Source organism: Chitinophaga filiformis (assembly GCF_900102545.1).
Taxonomy (GTDB): Bacteria; Bacteroidota; Bacteroidia; order Chitinophagales; family Chitinophagaceae; genus Chitinophaga; species Chitinophaga filiformis.
The window spans coordinates 143,011-163,542 of sequence record NZ_FNBN01000010.1; the positions used below are offsets into that span (position 1 = coordinate 143,011).

At 43.6% G+C, this 20,532-nt stretch carries 17 protein-coding genes; 8 read left to right on the plus strand and 9 right to left on the minus strand.

Annotated features, from left to right (window positions below):
- Position 1 precedes the first annotated feature (1 nt).
- Positions 2 to 1,267 carry a Gfo/Idh/MocA family oxidoreductase gene (locus BLR32_RS29540; protein ID WP_089837502.1) on the minus strand — a complete coding sequence of 422 codons (1,266 nt, stop codon included), beginning with the start codon at positions 1,265 to 1,267 and terminating at the stop codon, positions 2 to 4.
- Positions 1,268 to 1,485: 218 nt separating this feature from the next.
- On the opposite strand from BLR32_RS29540, the gene BLR32_RS29545 reads away from it, so the two are divergent.
- The 4 genes from BLR32_RS29545 (at position 1,486) to BLR32_RS34275 (ending at position 3,652) form a co-directional block, all read left to right on the plus strand.
- Positions 1,486 to 1,701 (plus strand): hypothetical protein, encoded by a 216-nt coding sequence (locus tag BLR32_RS29545; RefSeq protein WP_089837504.1) that lies wholly within the window; start codon positions 1,486 to 1,488, stop codon positions 1,699 to 1,701.
- Between the two features lie 70 nt (positions 1,702 to 1,771).
- The gene (locus BLR32_RS29550) at positions 1,772 to 2,188 is read left to right on the plus strand and encodes a MauE/DoxX family redox-associated membrane protein (protein WP_089837506.1); all 417 of its coding nucleotides are present in this window, start codon (positions 1,772 to 1,774) and stop codon (positions 2,186 to 2,188) included.
- Between the two features lie 26 nt (positions 2,189 to 2,214).
- Positions 2,215 to 3,261 (plus strand): hypothetical protein, encoded by a 1,047-nt coding sequence (locus BLR32_RS29555; protein ID WP_143011640.1) that lies wholly within the window; start codon positions 2,215 to 2,217, stop codon positions 3,259 to 3,261.
- Between the two features lie 106 nt (positions 3,262 to 3,367).
- Positions 3,368 to 3,652: a hypothetical protein gene (locus BLR32_RS34275; protein WP_089837510.1), complete on the plus strand. Its 285-nt coding sequence runs from the start codon at positions 3,368 to 3,370 to the stop codon at positions 3,650 to 3,652.
- Positions 3,653 to 3,673: 21 nt separating this feature from the next.
- Here the strand turns inward: BLR32_RS34275 and BLR32_RS29565 are convergent, their stop codons facing one another.
- From BLR32_RS29565 to BLR32_RS29575, 3 genes are read right to left on the minus strand one after another with little or no spacing between them, the layout of a single operon-like run.
- On the minus strand, positions 3,674 to 5,065 hold the full coding sequence (locus tag BLR32_RS29565; protein ID WP_089837512.1) for a TlpA family protein disulfide reductase: 1,392 nt from the start codon (positions 5,063 to 5,065) through the stop codon (positions 3,674 to 3,676).
- Between the two features lie 5 nt (positions 5,066 to 5,070).
- Complete coding sequence (locus tag BLR32_RS29570) at positions 5,071 to 6,414, minus strand: RagB/SusD family nutrient uptake outer membrane protein (protein WP_176842471.1); 1,344 nt, start codon at positions 6,412 to 6,414, stop codon at positions 5,071 to 5,073.
- A 29-nt stretch (positions 6,415 to 6,443) separates the two neighbouring features.
- On the minus strand, positions 6,444 to 9,971 hold the full coding sequence (locus tag BLR32_RS29575; RefSeq protein WP_089837516.1) for a SusC/RagA family TonB-linked outer membrane protein: 3,528 nt from the start codon (positions 9,969 to 9,971) through the stop codon (positions 6,444 to 6,446).
- 444 nt (positions 9,972 to 10,415) lie between these two features.
- Between BLR32_RS29575 and BLR32_RS29580 the strand changes: the two genes are divergently transcribed.
- Both BLR32_RS29580 and BLR32_RS29585 read left to right on the plus strand, forming a co-directional pair.
- Positions 10,416 to 10,949: a sigma-70 family RNA polymerase sigma factor gene (locus BLR32_RS29580; RefSeq protein WP_089837518.1), complete on the plus strand. Its 534-nt coding sequence runs from the start codon at positions 10,416 to 10,418 to the stop codon at positions 10,947 to 10,949.
- Between the two features lie 42 nt (positions 10,950 to 10,991).
- Positions 10,992 to 12,131 (plus strand): FecR domain-containing protein, encoded by a 1,140-nt coding sequence (locus tag BLR32_RS29585; RefSeq protein ID WP_089837520.1) that lies wholly within the window; start codon positions 10,992 to 10,994, stop codon positions 12,129 to 12,131.
- A 133-nt stretch (positions 12,132 to 12,264) separates the two neighbouring features.
- Here BLR32_RS29585 and BLR32_RS29590 read toward each other — a convergent pair whose 3' ends face one another.
- The 5 genes from BLR32_RS29590 to BLR32_RS29610 all read right to left on the minus strand — a co-directional run bounded on the left by BLR32_RS29590 (position 12,265) and on the right by BLR32_RS29610 (position 18,531).
- The gene (locus tag BLR32_RS29590) at positions 12,265 to 12,474 is read right to left on the minus strand and encodes a hypothetical protein (RefSeq protein ID WP_143011641.1); all 210 of its coding nucleotides are present in this window, start codon (positions 12,472 to 12,474) and stop codon (positions 12,265 to 12,267) included.
- 72 nt (positions 12,475 to 12,546) lie between these two features.
- Positions 12,547 to 13,632: a sensor histidine kinase gene (locus BLR32_RS29595; protein ID WP_089837525.1), complete on the minus strand. Its 1,086-nt coding sequence runs from the start codon at positions 13,630 to 13,632 to the stop codon at positions 12,547 to 12,549.
- A 51-nt stretch (positions 13,633 to 13,683) separates the two neighbouring features.
- Complete coding sequence (locus BLR32_RS29600; RefSeq protein WP_089837527.1) at positions 13,684 to 14,244, minus strand: chemotaxis protein CheB; 561 nt, start codon at positions 14,242 to 14,244, stop codon at positions 13,684 to 13,686.
- A gap of 29 nt (positions 14,245 to 14,273) precedes the next feature.
- Positions 14,274 to 15,095: a CheR family methyltransferase gene (locus BLR32_RS29605; protein ID WP_089837529.1), complete on the minus strand. Its 822-nt coding sequence runs from the start codon at positions 15,093 to 15,095 to the stop codon at positions 14,274 to 14,276.
- Between the two features lie 16 nt (positions 15,096 to 15,111).
- Positions 15,112 to 18,531: a response regulator gene (locus tag BLR32_RS29610; RefSeq protein WP_089837531.1), complete on the minus strand. Its 3,420-nt coding sequence runs from the start codon at positions 18,529 to 18,531 to the stop codon at positions 15,112 to 15,114.
- A gap of 433 nt (positions 18,532 to 18,964) precedes the next feature.
- On the opposite strand from BLR32_RS29610, the gene BLR32_RS29615 reads away from it, so the two are divergent.
- Both BLR32_RS29615 and BLR32_RS29620 read left to right on the plus strand, forming a co-directional pair.
- The gene (locus BLR32_RS29615) at positions 18,965 to 19,351 is read left to right on the plus strand and encodes a response regulator (RefSeq protein ID WP_089837533.1); all 387 of its coding nucleotides are present in this window, start codon (positions 18,965 to 18,967) and stop codon (positions 19,349 to 19,351) included.
- Between the two features lie 48 nt (positions 19,352 to 19,399).
- A complete protein-coding gene (locus BLR32_RS29620; protein ID WP_089837535.1) occupies positions 19,400 to 20,527 on the plus strand; it encodes a HEAT repeat domain-containing protein in 1,128 nt (375 codons plus the stop codon).
- Positions 20,528 to 20,532 lie beyond the last annotated feature (5 nt).

A 20,532-nucleotide genomic window follows, 5' to 3' on the forward strand; every position in this document is an offset into this window, starting at 1 on the left:
GCTATGACCAAAACGCGCGTGCCGGTGGATCAATCAAACTATTGGCGCCATCATCGTGCAGGAACAATTGTTTTTCAGGATCAAATTCAAGAGAACGCCCCAGCTGCAAGGCAATCTTTCCCATATTCACCAGTGTGCAGGAACGATGACCATTTTCTTCATTCAGCGCAAACTTTCGCCTCTCTCTTACAGAGGTGATAAAATCAGTTACCTGTGGAGGCAGGTCCGGATACGCAGCCAGCTTCTTCTCCAGGTCAGGTATATCAGAACGGAAGCCGGGATATAACTTTCCTGCGGGACCTTCAATAAAGGCCGCCTTTTCATCCTTTCCTTCCCCATCAAGAATAACACGGCAGCCATCTTTGTATGTATAGATGATACGTGACCAGGTTCCCACGGCATCCGGATGCTGCTGCGGCGCCTCTACCTGTACGGATACAGGACTCGTATCGTCTTTCCCCAGTATGTATTGTACGGGGTCGAGGTAATGTTGTCCCATATCACCCAAACCACCTCCGTCATAATCCCAGTAGCCCCTGAAAGTCTGGTGTACCCTGTGAGGATGATAAGGCTTATAAGGCGCTGGACCTAACCAACGGTCATAATTCAGCTCCGGAGGCACTGGTGTAACAGGAAGATCCGTCTTCCCTATCCAGTGCTGCTTCCAGTCAAAGCCAGTATGACGACTCAGCGTTACTGTTAGCGGCCATCCCAGCAGTCTTGCATTCACCAGCTTTTTGATGGGTTTTACAGGCGTATTCATTCCGTAGAAATTATCTGTAAAGCGGAACCAGGTATTCAGCCGGAACATCCTCCCGAATTGCTGTACTGCTTCCTTCACTCTTTTTCCTTCACCAATAGTACGCGTCATCGGCTTCTCACACCAGATATCCTTCCCGGCACTGGCGGCCTCTATGGCAATAGTTCCATGCCAGTGCGGCGGTGTAGCGATATGTACAATATCCACTTCCGGCAGCTGTATCAGTTCCCGGTAGTCATCAAAAGTTTTCACCCCATCCCCCAGCAGCTGCTTCGCCTCCTGTAGATGTAACTTATCCACATCACAGATAGCCACTACCCTGGTACCGCCATACCCGAAATGCACTTTTCCCATCCCGCCGGTACCTATCACCCCCTTGGTCAGCTGATCGCTGGGAGCCAGGTAGCCGCGTCCCAATACATGACGGGGCACAATGGTAAAAGCCGCTACTGTGCCAAGACTATTCCTCAGGAAAGACCTTCTGGACTGGTTCTTTTTCTGCTCCATTTGATGGTTAAAATTGAATACTACGCACCAAGATATAAAAATGATTTTGCAAGTGTGAATTTCTGTGATGACCGGGTTTGTCATCTGGCATTTACCGTGAAATTTTATTTATATTCGTACAGGTATCGAATTGTAGCATAACATAGTTAACCGTAACAACTTGTAATAACCCATAGACAACATATTCCCTTAAATCTTTCACCATTAATCCACAACCCATGCCGTCTCTTATCGACAACCCTGTTGCCCGGAAAGGTAAAAACCGCAAAGGTAAGTCAGTAGAAGTCCCAACAGCAGGCACACCCATTCTTAAAACTCATTTTAAGGTCCAGGTACGCTTTTACAAGGCCGGAGCAAACTGCCGTCACTCCAGGTGGCCACACAATGAATATGGCGGAAAGCGGGACCGTTATGAAAAACTACCGGAAAAATGATTTATTGATCTGTACATCAGGAAGGAGTCTGAGGAACACCTAATACCAATTATCACAATATTGACTAGCTATGTTTAAAAAATTACTGCTTGAATTGCCAGCGGTACTGTTGACTATTCTTTTCACTTATGCCAGCATCAGCAAACTGTTACAGTATAAGACCTTCCGGTTTCAGCTTGATCAATCCCCATTTACCACCGGTTATTCCGGTATTATTGCCTGGTCCATTCCGGCTATTGAACTAATCAATACTGCCCTGCTTATGTTCCCGGCCACAAGACTGAAAGGGTTTTATCTCTCTTATGGGCTGATGTTCTTGTTTACCGTGTACATCTATGCTATCCTGCATTACAGCTATTTCATTCCCTGTTCCTGCGGTGGCATATTATCCAAAATGAACTGGGAACAACACCTGGTGTTCAATATCATCTTCACTTTAATCGCTTTGACCGGCATATTCACATTTCGTTTCAAGACCAAAGTATAATAAGTATCCATTAAGACACAACTCCTATGACAACAAGAATTTCTATAGTAATACTTACCACAATAGTGGTATTGGCCTTCATGTTTGTAATTGTGCGTACTTCCCGTCAGGCATATGAAAAGAAGCACGGCTTTAACAGGCTATTTCATCAGGAAGATAAATTGCGGCTGATTAAAAAGATACCCACGCAGCATCCTCTTTATTTTGCGGGTTCCGATAGTAGTAATATCTATTTTCATACTGACGATCCTCACATAGTCGTTTACACTGACACCGCATTCAGCACTATACGAACAATCTCACTTGCCATAGACAGCACTGTCAACAGGAACCTGACAAATGCGTTCAGTACCAGTATCAGGTACCCCGATGCATTTATCTTTGCTTACAATATCGCGGCTATCCTTGCATATAATTTACAGACCGGCGAGCATATCGTTATTCCTACGCCATCCAATTACAGTAATGCAGTACAGATCTCGGACTCCACTTTCATTCTGAAATACTTTACAGGTAATTCAACAGATCAATCATTCTGCAAACTCAATATTTATACTAAACAACTGATCAGAACAGACCTGCTTACTGAGGACCTTTCATCAAGTGGCACGCTGCTCTACAATGAACAGAATGCCTCCTGTTACTATGTTCATCACTACAATAACCACATCGCTATCTTTGACACTGCATTCCGGTCTATCAGATCTTCCCACAGTATCGACACCTTTACACAAAGTCAGATCCGGTATCTCAGCAAAAACAAGACAGGCAGTAGTGATATTCTGTACAAACCCAGTGGCAGCCGTATGCTCATCAACTATTTAAGCGACCTGCATGAGGGCCGGTTGTACATCAACAGCCTGATCAAAGCGGATAATGAAACGTTGTTAACAGATCAATCAGAAACGGTGATTGATGTCTATAGTACTAATATGGACAAGTATCTGGAAAGTTTTTATATTCCTGTCCCTAGCAAGCAGCATCTGAAATCGTTTTGTATATTCAATCGGAAAATACTAGCTACTTATACTAACCACCTGGCCCTTTACGAGTTTCCCGGCCTGAGCAAATGAGAATGCCCGAATGGCATAGAATGTTTATCCGAATGGACAAAACTCACTTCGAATTCATTTTGAAATTTACACGTTAGAATGTCTATCTGACAAAATTATACTGAAGATGAAACATCTGAAAGTAAACCACATTTTAGTGGCTTTATTGCTGAGTGCTGCCGCTGCATTTGCTACTGACAAGCAAGCGAATGTAATTAGTTTATGCAGCACGCTTCCCACTACTTCCGGGCCAAGCATAAATGGAGAATGTATTTATTCTGCATCTGTACAGTGCTGTTATATTGCTTCAGGTAGCTCCAGTGAGTATGTGACGCAAACCCAGGGTGGAAGCAATGTTATCATTAGGAGAAATATCTCATCTATGGTAACGATCTTTGGCATAAGGCAATAGCAATCAAAGTACTGTCATTTATCAATCTTCTATCAACAGAACATCAATTAATCGCTCTCCAGCCAGGAGCGCAAGCCCGTATTTGCTTAATTCCCCATTTAGTGAAGGAATATCATTCATTCTTGCAGCTATATTCACATCTATCCTGGATGTAAAATTGGTTTCGTCGACTATTATGCCAGATTCCAGCCCCTTATAGGGCGTCGTTTTACTCCCCTCATTATATGTCCGGATATGTTCAGACAATGAAGAAAACTCAGCATTCTGTAATTTCAAATAATACATGTTACCACTTACATATGTGTCTCCTCCTTTTGTCCTGAGCCGGCTGCTATCCACCAATGAGAGAATGTAACACTGCACTTTTCGTTGAACGATTCTGGCATTAACGCCAAAATACCTGTAGAGATCTTCTTTCATTTTCTCCATTAACAACTTCCTGCCCTTTCCGGCAATAATCAGGTCGTAACAATACATATCCGCAGTTGTGTCAGGCGCCTGTTTGAAGTCAACCGTTAATTTATGTAACAGGAGTGTATCTCTGATACTTAAAAAAACTCTCGGTACAGCGACTAATTCCTGCTCCCATACTTCCCTGCCCAGTTTTCCATAGGCGATCCGTATCATCGTGGCCAATGGCAGGTTCCATGTACGGATCCTTCTCTCTGCATAAATACCAGCATAATCTATTGCTGAACTGGGAGGATACTTTTTGTTGTATCCACTTAACATGGAATATCCTATCAATCCTTTTATAGAATCGTTCAGCATCATTTTCTCCGTAATATCAATGTCCTGATAGGCGTACATGGCGGGATGCTCACTGGAAGCAATGTGCACATCCTTATTGCTTATTGCATCCAGCGATCCGCCACCGGTTAACAATGCAATGTTGTCATCGTTCAATGCCTCATACCCGGTAATAGCTTTTACTACTCTGTTCTTATCTATCCAGATATAATGCGGAATGTATTTATGAGGAAATGCAAAAAACAAACTATCATTTACCTTACTATCCCTCGTCCTGGCAACGGTCAATAAATTAAAACCCTGATAACGGATATTCTCAAATAAATCGATCACCTTCTCCAGGCTATCATTTGTGATAGCAATTACCTGAAGATCCTTCTTATATTTCTCCTGGATACGTTGCAATTTCTGGAATTGTGCCAGGCAAGGCTGACAAAATATGGCCCAGAAATCAATCAATAAGGCTTTGCCATGGAATTCCGATAAAATAAGGTCCGTTTTCCTATAATTCAACACACCCAGCAGTTTGTAATCGGGAACAACTGCACCAATACTCAGAGGAGTATAGGTCTTTTCATAACTGTAGAAAGGCTCTTTTTCCTGCGCCAGCAACAGCAAAGCGCATGAAAGAAGCAGCCCTGTTAATAGAAAATATTTAAGCATCTCTCTTATCTGGCATTCTGTTCTATACCACTATGTATTATTTCATCAGCAGGAATCGGATATACATAACGTGCGTCATTGGGAGGCAATTGATATATGGAGCCTTTAATTATTCTTGTCAACGTTTTGGCAAACCGGGCATCCTTATTCAATCGCCTCAGGTCAATCCAGCGAAGTCCTCTGAACAACAGTTCCTTTCTTCTTTCCGTTAATACCTTTTTCAATGCGTCGTCCGCATCCTTCGCTATCATATCTTTATAGCTGCCGGATTTCCACCTTGTTCGCAACAGGGTATTCAAATCTTCCATGGCATGTACAGGTTCTTCCAGTCTGGCATAACATTCCGCCCGGGTAATATACATTTCGTCAACAGCTATCCCTCCAAAATGATACAGAGGATTTCCAGTATAGGTGCCTTTAAACAATTTGGTGTTTCCCATCCCATCTCTGAAAAAAAGGGACTTTCTAAGATCATTATTCTGATATTGTCCGTACAACACTGAATCAACAATTGAACTGCTCATTCTTAACAAACTGGTAGGAGTAAGACCTGCAAAGAATAATACGTCATCATTGAACATATCAAAAGGTAAGCTACTAGCAGTATCCAGCGTATTATAGTCCAGTAAACTATGATAAATTGCCAATGACAGGTTGGCATAATTCTTTGCTTCCCGGTAATTTCTCAAATCAAGATGGATCCTTGCCAATAAACCATATGCTGCAGCTTTGGATGGGCGGGTTTTAAATGTAGTTATATCCGGCAAAAGTTCAGATGCTGCAGCAAGATCTGCCAACACTTGTTCGTAGGTCGCCTTTACACTTGCACGCTGATAAATGATCTGTACGTCTGACTTCATTCTTAAGGGAATGCCAGGATCTGTAGCTGCAGTGGCGCTGTCATATGGCTTGCAGAATTCTCCCGCCAACGTGTAAAAAGACAATGCCCGTGAAAAAAGTGCAGCACCTTTTACATTATTGTATGCAGTGGTACCTATACCGGTAGTAATATGCTCAAGGCCCTCCAGTACAAGATTACAATAATTCACTCTTACATAACCATAGTACCAGTCTGCTGCAATATCATTCACCGGAAAAAGATCTTTGGCCCATATATAGGTATTTCTTTCATTATTTGCTGAAAGTCCATTGTAACGTGTATCTGTTATATAATAATTATCGGCCCCCGCCTCTCCATATGAAGGAATAAAAGCGTTAACTATTTCTGCATTGTCAAGCAGTGCCTGAAAGTCAGCTACTGTTTCCGGAACATTCAATGACTGATCCGGCTTAATATCCAGTTTTCCCGTACATGCTGATAATGAAATTATAACAGCTGGAAAAAACATGCGCTTTATCATATTAAAGTCATTGATGATTAAAATTTTGCACTACATCCGAAGGAAAAAGTTCTGGGAGCAGGATATCCCATTACATAATCAGGATCCAGCCCCGCCTTATTAGCTTTCCAGATAATGCCGACATTATTTGCATAGAAGTATAGCTGTACATCTTTTACACCGATTCTATTCAATAGTGGCGGGCTTAGCGAATAAGCTATTCTCAGATCCTGCAACCGTATATGATCGCCTTTTTCAACAAGTGCACTAGAATACTGATAGAAGTAATCCCTATTGGGATTCCCGGGATAGCTCAGAGACGGCACATTTGTATATAATTCATCTCCAGGTCGCTGCCAACGTGAAACGTAATCTTTATGGCCTCCCTGCCACACGTTAAACAAATCGTTATACATGACTGATGACCGTTTGAAATAGTATCTCAGCTTAAAAGCCAGGTTAACCGACAAAGTGATTTGCTTATAGGAAAAACTATTACGTAATGCACCAAATATGGTTGGACGTGCCGGGCCATTGTAAATAATACTATTTTCATCCTCACTACTTATTATTGCATCGTAATCTTTGCTAACCTTCCCAGCCAGATACCCCTGCGGATCGCCATTTTCGCCATCTAGTCCGGCCCACTTATAACTATAGACGCCGTAGACGGGCTTGCCAACAAACGGAAACAAGACAGGGGTTGTACCATCTCCACCGGAAACAACACCGCTTATTCCTTTAAAATAATTATACCTTGTTATTTTGTCCCAGTTATAACTAAACAAGAAATCTGTCGTCCAACTAATCTTCCTGTTTATATTATAGGAGGTAAGGTTCACATCCACCCCGCCTCCGCTCATGTCAGCAAAGTTTCCTTTGAATACTGTCGCCCCGGTTTGCATTGCAATAGTTTGTTCTCCTATCAGGTCAACGCCTTTTTTCTGATAATATTCGATACTTCCAGCAACTATTTTGTTCCTCGTTTCAAAATCTGTCCCAATGTTGAGTGTTCCGACCTTCTCCCATCGTAGCCTTGGGTTCGGGCGATTAGCGATACTTGCATTTGGCAATCCCGCTATATTCAAGGACCCATAAATGATCGCTAATTTCCCGTAAAGGCCCGGATCAAGATTTCCGTTGTACCCGTATGTTGCTCTTAGTTTCAAGTAGGGCAGCCAGTCAGACTTATAGAATGGTTCTTTACTGACGTCCCACCCCAACCCTGCTGACCACAAAGGCACTCCTTTCTGGTTAGTATTTATTCCCCATAAATTGCTCTGGTCAAGACGTATACTGGCTGATACAATATATCTTTCATTTAGTGTATAAGCAGCATTACCAAAATAAGAAATGAACTCATTATTATAACGGGTCACCAGGCCGTCATTAGGAACATATCCCGCACTACCGAGGTATTGATAAGCATCATAATATTTGCTGAAATCAATCTGATTATTATAGGAAACATTCTCTTTATTGTATCCGTAATAACGATTATTGGTCTCCTTTGTAACCGTTTCTCTTTGTTCAACTCCTGCTATAGCGGCAATATGATGCCTTCTGTTGAACGTTCTGTTGAAATTCAACTGCGCCCTGTAATTATTGCTGTTAAGTTCCCTGTTACTTTCGTCAAAGATGCCACCGACGGGTACGGGATGCGCTACTCCGTTTGCGTCAACCTGTGTGAACAGATTGATCAGGTTTCGTGTATAATATGTCTCAATACTATTATAGTTTTCCGCCTTCCCGATCTGTTTCTCAAACTGATATCTTATCTCCGCATTCAGGCCTTTGATAATATCTATTTTCACACCGGGATTAATCCTGATATGGTATCTTCTTTCCACATTATCAATCGTCTTCAGTTCATCCAATGGCTTATACGTCCAATCCAATAATCCGTCGCCTTTCAACTGACTGATAAAACTATACCGGTAATCTTTAGGCAATGGTAATGCGTTACCATTGGCGTCTGCCAGTTGTGCATATGGGTAATAAACGCTTTTCCCTCCTCCGGGAGCAATAGAGATGCTACCGACATCCGCATTTGATTTATTCAATACAAACGAAACCCCTGAATACAACTCCACCCTATCCCATAAACGAAACGTACTATAATTATTAATCGTGAACCGGCTGGAAGCATCCGTCACCTTATTATTCAATATCCTGTCATAACCCACGGACAGCAAATAAGCGGAGTTATCTCCTCCACTGCTGATATTCACCGCATACTGCTGACTAACGCTATTCCTGTAAAAGTATTTTTTATAATCGTTCCTGATATCATTCTTTCTTAGCTGATCAATTGCCGCATCTGCTTCAGCCGCAGAAACCAGCCCACTTCTCTTTTTATCCAGCAGTTCAACAACAGGAGATATAACGGGATAACTGTAATTATTGGAAAGATCCGCGTCATAAAACCCTTTGTCAAACAAATACTTTTCTACATCAATAAATTCATTGGAACCAAGAAAGGCAGGATTATAAAAGAGATCTGGCTTTGCACCGATGGTAAGATTTGTATTCACTTCTACTTTAAGCGGCTGATGTAGCTTACTTTTCTTTGTAGTAATAACAATCACGCCGTTACCTGAAAAAGCGCCCCAGATAGAAGCTGCAGCCGCATCTTTGAGGATGGTGACATTTTCAACATCATTGGGGTTTAGCAGATTGATATCACCAGTAAAGGGAAAGTTGTCAACAACTATCAGTGGCTGAGCATTAGCGAGAATAGTACTTCTTCCACGTATAGAGATATACGCTTCATTCGAATATGGCGGAATATTTTTATTTGGAAATAGCACTCCACTGGCAACACTTTCCAGTCGCTCAAGTATGTAAGGTCCTACCCGTCGGTTCAGCAACTGGTTATTTATCTGTACAAAAGAACCTGTTGCTCTTTCAGCAGGTATCTTCTGATAACCATTACTTCTTACCGCCACTACAGCCAGGTCAGTGATGGCAGGCTCTAATACTATACGAAGAACAGCAGCAGGTTTTACCCTGATCTCCTGTGTTTTAAAACCTGTAAAACTGATCCTGATAAGACTGTCGGCCGCTGTATTATTCAAAAAAAAAGCTCCTTTCTCATTCGTTCTTGTGCCTCCGTTAACTGCACCTGGTATATTAATGGTTGCGCCTTCCAATGGTGTACCATCCGGCATGGTTACAACTCCCCTGATGAACAGCTCTTCCTTCTTTGCCGGCACTTCCGCTGCCTTCTCCTTGCTGAAAACACCAATCCTGTTCATACGTACTTCCCATCCATATCCCCTGGATCCCAGCAATCTCTCCAACACTTGTGTCAGCGGCACATTACTTTCATGTACACTTACTTTGATGCGGTCATTAACAGTTTGATTATTGTAGAAGAAAGTATATCCTGTCTCTTGCGTTATAATATTGAAAAGATCAGTAAGGCTGATGTTCTCATATTGCAGGGATATCTTTCGCTGAATGCTTTTGTCCTGGGCATGGACGGACAAAATAGTATATGGGGAAATAAGCAACACAACGACCCAGAGACCATATCTTTTATAGTCCCAACGATGGTGAAACATAATTATCAGTAATTATAGTGGCCAATAAAACGTTTACTACAATTGCACAATGCCTGAACCTGACTAACGTGTAGCTGTTATAATCGTACTGTGACATCTTATCCAAAAAAGCTTTAGTAAGCGGGAAACCTTTTTTTGAAAATGAGAAAACCAGTGATTTATTTTTAGCGTATATGTACTCAGTGCCATAATAATCTTAACAAAGTACATCCACGACTAGCAGGCGCACTTAAGGACCTAAAAGACAAGCATTTACACCGCAGTAGCATTGTTTTAATACTTAACTTCAGGACGCATTCACAAATCATTAACATGAGTACCCATAAGTTAATTTCAAAATAAGATTTATGTCTTTAGTACTTTCGCCCCACTTTTTTAACAACATAAACTGTATCTGTTACCGGGGGATTAGCATAACATTCGTAAATAGTAAAGGGTTATATAATGCGTCATGCGAATACTAACGATCTGCCTCTGGCAGACGATAATGTTACATACGAGAATATATTTCAGAACCATGCAAAGGCGCTTTGGGCAGAAGCCTACAGGTTATTGAAAGATAGCCAGGATGCCAAAGACATTGTTCAGGAGCTGATCATAGAGATATGGGAAAAACGCTCTTTGTCCAATGTACAAACCAATGTACGGTCTTACCTTTTTCAGTCGCTCCGTTATAAATGTTACCGCTATATAAAGACAAAGGATACGGAGGAATGTAAAAAGGATGCCTGGTCGTTCAGCCAGGATCTTGCTACCAAAGCAGAAACCGGCATCGAAAATGAAGAGCTGAAACGCTCTATCTCTGCCGCAATTAAAACACTTCCTCTGCAGTCGTCCAACATCTTTAAACAGGTTTTTATTGAAGGTAAAAAAAGAAAGGAAGTAGCCCTCGACATGGGCCTTTCCATCAATACCGTCAATGTCCACATTTATACGGCCTGCAAGAAATTGCAGGAGAAACTGAAAAAGATCCTGTAAGCACTAAAGCTTTTATACCGGTAATGTCACTATGAGAAGTACATGAAGAGCAGATCCGACATACACGAGTTATTAATGCTAAAGCTGACAGGTGGTCTGAATGAAGATCAGCAGGCAGAGGTCGATGCATTAATTGAGGGAGACCCTGAGGTAAATATGGCCTGGAAGCATCTCCAGGAGTACTACCTCCTGCATGAAAAGCGCAGGGCTGATTTTGACAGTATCTCAGCTGCCGATATCATGGCCGGCGTAAAAGACAGGGTATTTTCACCCCGGCCTACCTTCCATACCAGTAAGTGGATCGCCGCAGCAGCGGCTACCGTCATCGGTATCGGAATATTTGTATACGGTATCACAAAAACCAACCATTCCTCTAAAGTCCTGTCTGCCGTTCATAAGAACATTCCAGCCAAAAGTGTTTATCTTGAATTGCAGAATGGCCAGATTATCGACCTCTCCGGCGGCGAACAATCTCTCAAAACGGAGGATGGACAGGTTATACTCAATAACAGCCGGAACAGGCTCACGTTCATTGCAGACAGGGAAAACAGCGGACTGAATAAACTGATAGTGCCCCAGGGCAAAGATTATTCCATAAGACTCTCCGATGGTACGGAAATCCGGATGAATGCCGGCAGTACCCTGCAGTTTCCCTTCGGGTTTGCAGGCAGCACCAGGGAGATATCCGTTACCGGAGAAGCTTATGTAAAAGTAGCCACAGCGGCAGACCAGCCCTTTACCGTGCATACACCAGCAACTACCATACAGGTATTGGGTACCGAATTCAATGTTAACACATATAATCCGGACAAAACCGCTATTTCACTGGTTCAGGGAGCCGTGAAAGTACGGGCCGGTAAACAGGATGTAGTACTTAAACCAGGATTCCAGGCAGAATATACTACTCAAAAAGGCATCAATACGTATCCATTTGATAAAAACGACGTACTTTCATGGCTGGAAGGCAAGTATGAGTTCAGGGAAACACCGCTTAGAGAGATAATACCTATACTGGAAAGATGGTATGACGTAAAGATCATGACAGACCATCCTGCTGTAGCTGATAAGACATTTACTATGCTGATCAAGAAGCCAGAAGGTATAGAGGCCTTCCTGGAGATGCTGAAAGTAATCCGTGGTGCAGACTATTACTACAAAAATGATACTATACATATTAAGTAGTACCGCAAGGCTGTAATGCCTGCGAATACTATCACCTTCGTTTACGAACAATGCAAAATGAAATACCGGTACTTTAGTCGTTTAGTGCCGGTTTTTTTTTGTCCTTTCGTAAACGGATATATCTTTACTGATTCTAGTAAGCGGGAGGCTTTTTTGAGGTTTCCTCAGGATTTTCCAGGCGCTCATCCAACTGCTCATCACTTAATTCCCACTCTGCTTCATCGGTGGCCGATTCTGTTTCATCAAATGCTCCTCCGGACCCGGTATGTACTATTTCTTCTTCTTTACCGGTATCGGATGACTGTTCATTGTCCCTGTCTTTAAATAAATAAAAATCTATCATACACATGTTGAATGGGCTATTCCTATCATTCAACATTTAATTTATGAATTTTTTCTCTTACCTGACAGCTTTTTATCGCCTCCACTGGAAATAAAAGGTACTTCCCTGTCCCTGTTTTGACTCTACCCATACCTTTCCGCCCTGCGTTTCTACCAGCAATTTCAGGATATTCAGCCCTATACCAGTGCCTTTGTCGTCATCATTGTCCACCTTTTCAAAGAGACGGAAAATGCGTTCATTGTCCTTCTCCTCAATCCCCGGGCCATTATCCTTAACAAAAAATTCATAGAAATCCCCCTCAGGTTTTCCCCCGATCGAAATTTCCACGGCTGGTTTATCGCCATATTTAATAGCGTTTGTCAGCAGATTCTGGAATACCTGCTGCAATTTCTGCCTGCTGGTATGGAGCACCGGCAACCCCTCCTCTATCTCGATCCTGACATGGGCGGGAGGAAACAGGAATTTAATCAGCTGTTGCAACATCTCTCCCACATCCACGTCTTCCTCTATATGCCTGAACTGATGCTCCCGGCTATAATCCAGGATAGCCGTGATCATGTCTGCCAGCTGGGACGTGGCATTGATGGCCATGTTCGTATATTCGGTCAGGAAAGCCGATTGACTGATCTCCTCCTCCTCCTTCATTAGCATGAGCAATCCCGTGATACCGGAAAGCGGCGACTTCAGGTCATGCGCTACTACATGCATAAACCGCTCCAGCTGACCATTGATCAGCTCTTTGTCCTTTAATGCCCCTCTTAGCTCGTGTTGATACAGGTAGAGTCGCTCAAAGACATCTACTTTGGCGCGGGTCATGTTGATGTCTAAAGGTTTGTACAGATAATCCACCGCTCCTTTTTCAAAACCTTTCAGCACATGATACTCGTCTTTGTTGATGGCAGTTACAAAAATGATGGAAATATCCCGGGTTTTAGGATTTGCCTTTAACAGCCGTGCTACTTCAAAACCATCCATATCAGGCATCTGTACATCCAGCATGATCAGCCCGATATCTTCATGCCTTAATACCTGTTTTAACGCCTCATTTCCGGATGTTGCCTGCAGGAAGATCCTGTTTTCAGCAAGCAGCATCTGTTCTAATGACAGCAGGTTCTCCATTCGGTCATCTACCAACAGAATCGTAAATTTCTTAGTCATCTCTTATTCTTTTAACGGCTATGCTGAAGGTATATACGAAACAATTCTCCTTTACGTTTCACCGATAATAATTTTCTTAATATCTTCAATAGACAATATTTGTACACCATCACACATCTCAATGGCTGATTGCGGCATCGCCTCAAATGCCGCTGTTTCCGGATCCTGAACAATACCCCGGCCTCCTGCAGCAATAATCTGACACAAGCCCGCGGCGCCATCCTTATTAGCGCCACTCAGCAGGATACCTAACGTCTTCGGACCATATACATCAGCAGCACTGCTAAAGGTCATATCAATAGACGGGCGGCTATAGTTGACCAGTTCGGAGTAATCCAGCATAAAGGTTTTCTCTGCCTCTATCAGCAGATGATAGTTCTGCGGAGCGAGATAAATACAGTGCTCCTTCACAGGCTCTTTATCTTCCGGTTCAATGATCCTTCTTTTGGACGATAATAAACGCCCCATTTCACTCTGTACGTTACGAAGCCGATGCAGCACAATGATCACAGGCGCAGCAAGATGATGAGGCACAACATCCAGGATGTCAGTCAACACAAGCAGACTGCCGGCAGAGCCTCCGATGGTAATAACATCAAATCTGTTCTTCATAATGTGACTGTCAATAAATAAAAAGCTTGCTACTCTATGCGCCGGTAGATTTTATGATATGCGTGCACCGTTTCAAATTTGCCATGAATATCAGCAAAACGCATGGTCTCTTTGAGTCCCATGGCCAGGTACCCTCTTGAGGACAAACTGTCAAAGAAAAGCTGTAATACCGAGTTCTGAAGTTCCCTGTTGAAATAAATAAAAACATTCCTGCAGCAGATCAGCTGGAACTCGTTAAACACTTTGTCTGTTACCAGATTATGCTGAAAGAAGGCAATATGCCTCCGCAGTTCTTTTTTGATCAGCACATTATCATACCGCGCCGTATAGTAATTGGAAAAATCTGCCAGGCCGCCTGACAGGATATAATTCTGCGTAAAATCCTTCATGTTATCCAATGGCAGAATTCCCATTTCCGCCCGCTCCAGGTTAGCGGGGTTCAGATCTGTTGCGTATATCTTTGTCCGGCTTAACAATCCGGCCTCTTCCAGCAGGATAGCCATGGAAAACACTTCTTCTCCCGTAGAACAACCAGCATGCCATATTTTGATATTAGGGTAAGCCGCAAGTTTAGGTAATACCTGTTCACGTAAAGACCTGTAAAATCCGGGGTCCCTGAACATTTCCGTCACATTCACCGTAATGTACTGTATCAACCGGGAAAAGAAATCCTGATCATTGACCAACCTGTACTTCAGTTCAAAAACGGATTCCAGTCCCATATGTCCCATAAAGCGGAGTAAACGCCGTTTAATGGACGCCTGTGCATAACCGGTGAAGTCATATCCGTATTGTAACTTAACTATGTTGATGATATCCAGGAAATCTGCATTTGATATGACCTCCTTCATAAGCAACAATAAGGTTTTACACCATCCATACGCGTATTAAAGACAAAAGCTTGCTACTGTCTATCGGTTTCGCAATATAATCGGAAGCTCCCGCCGCAATACATTTCTCCCTGTCGCCGGCCATCGCTTTGGCGGTCAGGGCTATCACCGGCAGTTGTTTATAACGCACATCCGCCCTGATGCGCCGCATGGCCTCATAACCATCCATCTCCGGCATCATGATATCCATGAGCACCAGACGTATGTCTCTATGCTGCTCCAGTTTTTCCAGGGCTTCCTTTCCATCGGCGGCTGTGATGACATCCATGCCCTGCTCTTCCAACAGCGCAGTGATAGAGAAGAGATTCCGCATGTCATCATCTGCTAACAGTACCTTTTGCCCTGACAAATTTTTTTCAGATGAATCTACAACTCCTGTTTGCCTGGGAGCCACCTCCTTCAGTTTATACAAAAAGAGTTCCAGCTCGTCCATCAATCTGTCAGTAGAAAACGTAGAGTTCCTCACAATAGCTGCCGCTTCCTTTTTCAGTTTCAGCTCATCTGCTTCTGAAATATCATGATCAAGATATACAATTATAGGCATTCCTTTGTTGCCTGCCAGCTGTCTGAGCGTATTCAGCTTTCCAATACCTGCCTGAATATCCGTTCCTGCATCCAGGATCACGGCATCATAACTTTTCTGCAATAGCTCGCTGGCGGCTGCTTCCTGGTCTTCCACATGATTGTACTGCGTCTGCAACTGCCTTTTATCACTAAGCGACTGCAATGACGGATGGTTCAGCAATACCCCGTCAGACACCACCAACACCTTCTTAAAACGCGACTGCAGCTGCTCACTGATACCTGAAAATACCGACTCCATATCAGTGACCTGCAATGGCTTTTGCGTATAGCCTTCCACCTTATCCCTGACCTGGATCGATATTTCTCCTGCAGAGATCACGTGTACCAATATATGTTTAAGATCTTCATTGCTCTTCAGGATCTTCAGAATGCTGTTACCATCTATCAATGGCAGATTCATATCCAGAAGAATAGCTGCCGGCAGGTATTTACGGGCAAAGAACAGACCATCGTTACCATTCAGTGCCACGATCGTCTTATACCCCTTCTGCCGGGCAAAATCACGCAGGATGACTGCAAAATTGATGTCATCTTCTATGATCAATACCAGTTTGTCCTGCTTACTGAGTCTCTCCCGGTCATCTTCTACCTGGTCTGTTTCAGTAGCCGGCTGCTCAGGAATGGGGATAGGAACTGATGGCATATCTTCCATTACAGGTAACGTTTCTTCTTTTCCGGCTGCTTCAACCGGTACCGGTACGCCATTCGTCTTCATCACTACCGTAAATGTACTTCCTTTTCCTTCCTCACTTTTCAGCCTGATCTCTCCATCCAGTCTCTTCATCAGCTCCTTACTAATGGAAAGGCCCAGCCCTGTACCTCCGTATTTCCGGCTGGTAGAACCATCTGCCTGGCGGAAAGCTTCAAAGATGAGTTGCTGCTTTTCTACCGGGATACCTGTTCCGGAATCGCTGACTGCAATATGCAATCCATCCGGTTTAGACATCAGGCTAAGCTTTATAGTACCTGCGGCAGGCGTAAACTTGAATGCGTTCGACAACAGGTTTTTGATCACCTGCTCCAGTCGCTGCCTGTCTGTCCTGATCTCTTCAGGTACACCAGGTAATATTTCCGTTGTAAAATGAATGTTCTTCTCTTCTACCATTACCAGGAACAGTTGCTCCAGGTCACTTACCATCGTCCTTACAGATACCGGCTCTATGTTCATTTCCACCTTACCGGCTTCTATCTTGGAAAGATCCAGGATATCATTGATCAGTTTCAGCAGGTCGGACCCGGATTTGTGAATGATACCGGCATATTCCACCTGTTTGTTACTGAGGTTGTGTTCCTTATTTTCTTCCAGCAGACGTGCCAGTATCAACACACTGTTGAGTGGTGTACGTAGCTCATGAGACATATTTGCCAGGAACTCCGACTTGTACCTGCTGCTCTGTTCCAGTTCTTTTGCTTTCTCAGAAAGTTCTTCCCTGGCCATCTGCAAAGCCTTGTTCTGTATGCTCATTTCTTCATTGACCTGCCGGAGTTCTTCTTCCTGCACACGCAATTCCTCCTCGGAGGCCTGCAGGATCTCTGACTGACGGGTCAGTTCTTCATTGGACTGCCGCAATTCTTCCTGCTGTGTTTCCAGGGTCTCTTTCTGCTCCTGCACGCGTTCCAGCAGCTGCATGATCCTCGTTCTGGCATCAGCTGCATTGACTGCAACGGCTATCGCATTACTGCTGGCGCCCAATAACTCCAGCATGGCCGGGTTCACCTCGCCAAACACGACCAGCTCCATCACTCCCATCAGGTCATCGTGGTGCCATAAAGGAAGACAAACGATGGCGCCTGGCAAAGCCCTTCCGCTACCGGCTTCAATATTCCAGTAACCAGCTGGCACATTTTCTATGACGGTCAATTCTCTTTTTGTAGCCGCATAACCCGTAATACCCTCCTCCAGCGCATATTCCTGCTTTACATTCGCTGGCAGCGCAATACCCGCGCATAACTTCAGCAGACCGGCCTTCTCATCAAAGTAATAGAGCGCGCCCGCAGGTATTTTCAGGTAATTTACCATTACATCGAGGCATCTTTTTGCCAGCACCCCCATTTGCAGCTCCCCACTCAGACTGTCGGCGATCTTCGACATACCGGTCAATAGCCAGTTCTTATCTGTTGTTATCCGATGGAGGTCTTCCACATCTTTCAGCTTTACACGCAATTCCTGCTGAATCTTCATCCTGCTGCTCAGTTCACGGAAAGACACCACCATCAGAACGATGGCTACCAACAGAATAAACACATTGTTCAACACCAGTGTATTCATCGCCCTTCCCATGGAACTCTTGTTGGAAGCGGCCCGGTTCACCAGCAATGCCCTTTCCTCCGAAACAAGCTCTCCGATGATATTATGTACCGTATCCACATATTTCTGTTCCTCCTCTGTGATCATCAGCTGGTTACCGAACAAATAACTGCTATCGCGTACTTCATACAGCTCCTGCCAGTAATTCATCAATGCAATCACACCGGTCTCCAGTTTTGAGGCCCTTCTGAACTGAGCTGTATTATCAATAACCAGCTTGCGCAGGTCCTCCGCCACTGGCAATATCCTGGGTTTACTCTCATAATAAGGATTCAGAAACTTCCTTTCCCGCGTATTTCTATAAGCTATTACTGAGGCCTCAATCTCATACACATACCGGTTCAGCCGTTGGGCAGTGGTGATCACTTCGTAGGAATGCTCCACCCATTGCCCTTCAGACCGCTGATGGATAAAGGTCAGATGCGAAAAAATACCTCCTGCGGCTACAAGGATAAGAGCGAGTGCAAAACCTAGATACAGGCGGAATTTTAAGGTATTTTTCATGATGATGGTTATACAAGCGTAAACAGCCAATAGGATTTCAAACGACACAAGACTGAACAAATATAGCAAATTGTCTCTCGTTAGCAGCGGGGGTCGCCATTGCCCACATATATTTCTAAGCCTAATATGGGCAATCTTTGGAATCGGCAACTTAACTTTGGCAGAGAGTCGCAAAAACGTACGGAGTACATATTATACACCTACAATAAGTAATAATTATTTGTTATGTGAACAAAGAAGAGAATTCTCTATGGCAATAAATCCCTGCAAGCGGATTTTCAGTATGTATAGGATTGAAGCATTGATACTATGAAAGATTGTTCTTACACAAACTGATACAACTCAAATGCATTCTTAACTTACACTAATACCTTGCACCAATGCTGAAAGACCGATCTTCCACCCGTGCTAATTGCACAAAAAAGCCAATTTTATGAGTAACAGGATCCTCCTCGTCGAAGACGATGAAGTAATGCCTAAAATAATGGAAAGGATACTTCATAAGGAAGAATACAAGATAGAGCACGTCACCAATGGGAAAGAGGCCTTTCAGCGTCTTGAAGACACCAATTATGATTATGACCTGATCATTACGGATATCATGATGCCGTATGCAAGCGGCTTTGAGATCCTCAGCAAGGTGAAAACAAGAACAAACGGTAAACCAATTCCCGTAATTATTGTTTCTAATGCAGGTAACGAAGAGATGATCCTTGAAGGTTTCAAACTGGGAGCTGATGACTTCCTTAAGAAACCGGTTATACCCGGCGAACTGCTGATACGAGTAAAGCGTTTGCTGATGCAGTATGGCGCCAGATAACCCATTGTTGTTACTTCCAATGAAACTTGACCAATTGACCAGTCCTGTATGGAATATAGCCTATATGACTTCAGGGGGTCTTCCCTGAATATTCAGATCGCAATAATATTCATTATCATTGCGGTATCCTTCACTGTTATTGCCTACCTGTCTATATTAACCGGCAGGTACCGGGCTTATAAGCGGGAGAAGAAACTGGCCAGCCTTCATCCTGTTATTGACAACCTGCTCATGGAACACATCCTGCTCAACGACGAGCTGGCCAGTGACGTACCGGCAGACCAGGTAGCGCTGCCCATTGAAGTTTTCCGCTTACCCGTTTTTGAACACAGATGGGCCAGGCAGGCTTTGATAGACAGGCTTATTGACTATAGGAATAATGTACGGGGTGCCATGGGAGAGCAACTCCGTAACCTGTATATACAGCTGGAACTGGACAAGGATTCTCTCAAGAAAATGAAGTCCCGTAAATGGGACAAAAAAGTGCAGGCCCTGGCAGAACTCAGTAACATGAATATGTCCATCGCTGATGTGACCATTCTGCCCCTTACTAACAGTAGTAACCGTGAACTACGCGCTGCGGCCAGACATGCATATATCAAGTTGAGCAAAAATGAGCCGTTCAAATTCTTTGATGTCGTAACAGAACCACTCCTGATGTGGGACCAGGTAGAACTGTTTAAGATCATTTCCACTACTGAACATATTGCCATACCCAACTTTGCACAATGGATCACCTATTCATCCAATAAAAGTATTGTCTCTTTCTGCCTTAAACTGGTGGTTCACTACAACCAGATCAGCGCTATTCCTGCAGTAGTAAAATTACTGGATACCAAAGATCGCTACCTTCGTGCAGATGCAATCAATTGCCTCGGGAAGCTGAAAACGGAAAGTGTGGAAGACAAGCTCCTCCAGATGTACGACAGTCAGCCACTGAACTGTCAGCTGGAAATATTGAAAGCCATAGGCCGCATCAGCAGCGGCCGGCATGTAGACTTCCTGCGTCAGGAGTTCCTGCATGCCACGGATTTTGATGTACGTAAACATGCAGCTAAATCTATTATCAATAACCAATGGGCTGCCAAAGGCCTTATTGATGAATTGGTAGAAACCGCTACCGCGGAGAATAAACTAATCCTTAAGCATAGCATGAACCCTTTAATTAAATACTGACCGTG